A 1,368-nucleotide genomic window follows, 5' to 3' on the forward strand; every position below is an offset into this window, starting at 1 on the left:
GTCCACGGCGTCAGCCGGTCGATCTGCGCCCGCACGATGCCGTCGAGGAAATCGGCCGCTCGCGCCGGCAGCTCCAGCGGACGAAACAGGAAGCGCGACGGCCGCAGCACGATCTCGACGCGGCTGCCGCGGACGATCTGCGCGAGATTGGCACTCGCAAACTTGCCATCCTCGAACGCGATCTCCTTCGGGACGTTCTCCGACTTGACCGCTTCCAGCGCGAACGTGCCGGTCTCGCTTTCGACCAGCCGCACCACCCGCGGCGCCACGATCCGCTCCATGGCGCGAACGATCGTGCCGGCCACGGTGCCGGTCCAGGCATCGAGAATGGCGCGAAGGGAATCGAGCGAACTCATCTCACAGAGGCTTTCCGGCGGAGCCATCGACGGCGTTATGCCACGACAATACACGATACGGCTCATCGCCGCTTTCGAGAAGCAGGATGACGATCTCGGCCGAGCTCCGCCGATGCGACGGCAGCTCGACGGCGACCGTCAGCCGGTACGCCTTCGAGCCCTCGACGGTCGCATTGGTGCTGCCGGCAAGCCCGACCAGGGCCCGGGAATCGACGTTGGGGTCAGCGCGGTCGCGCAACACCTGTTGCAGCAGCCCGGGCGACATGCCCGGCAGGGCCGCCACCACCTGCGGCGCGGCGTCGATCACGTTCACCGTCCGCATGTTGCTGAACACCGTGACGAAGGGCAGCACGCGCTCCACGACGGCGGCCGGAATGCCGAGCACCAGCCAGAGCTCGTCGCTATGCGGAAATGGGGCATGGCGCGGCAGATAAGGCGCGCCGAGCGTGCGGTAGTAGGAATCCTCCGGATTGTCCTGGCCGGGCTCCATCGACGAGCGCCAGGCGAGGATCCGATCGGCATAGACGGGTGCGTCCGTCGCGGAGACACCGAGCGCCGTCATCAGGCCCGACAGCAGCGGCTTCGGCGCCATGTTGAGATCGACGCGCGCAGCCTCCGAGCGGAACGTCACGCTTACCCGACCGGCGCCGACGCGAGCATTGAAGGTGCCGCTGGTCGGACGGCTCGCCTCGTTTTGCGCGGTCAGACGGTAGGCCGCCAGCTCGATCCCGGCGTTCACCAGCGCATCGGCCTGCAACCTGTCGGCATTGACGGCGACCGTGACCGCCGTGTTGGTGACATAGGTCAGGTAGATCAGCGCGAGCGCCGCCAACGCCGCCAGCATCCAGAGCACCGCGATGACGATGAAGCCCCGGCTGTCGCGAAGCCTCGCATGGTCGGGCCCTGCTCCGCTCAAAGCTGCTGCTCCTCTTTCTCCGCCTGTTGCGGCCGGGTGCGTGCCGTGACGCAGGTCGCCGGGTTCTTGGCCCGCGCGCATTCGGCCGGCGCCGTG

The 1,368-nt window shown here is 68.1% G+C and carries 1 protein-coding gene and 1 pseudogene; both read right to left on the reverse strand.

The window, feature by feature from the left end; all coding sequences use genetic code 11:
* Positions 1 to 356 (reverse strand): annotated as a pseudogene (locus tag MOV74_RS38310) (pilus assembly protein PilN); the annotation flags it as partial.
* Position 357: 1 nt separating this feature from the next.
* Positions 358 to 1,272, reverse strand: coding sequence for a general secretion pathway protein GspK (locus tag MOV74_RS38315; RefSeq protein ID WP_246932719.1), 915 nt, complete (start codon positions 1,270 to 1,272; stop codon positions 358 to 360).
* Between the last annotated feature and the right edge of the window lie 96 nt (positions 1,273 to 1,368).

Source organism: Bradyrhizobium sp. SHOUNA76 (genome assembly GCF_023006445.1).
Taxonomy (GTDB): domain Bacteria; phylum Pseudomonadota; class Alphaproteobacteria; order Rhizobiales; family Xanthobacteraceae; genus Bradyrhizobium.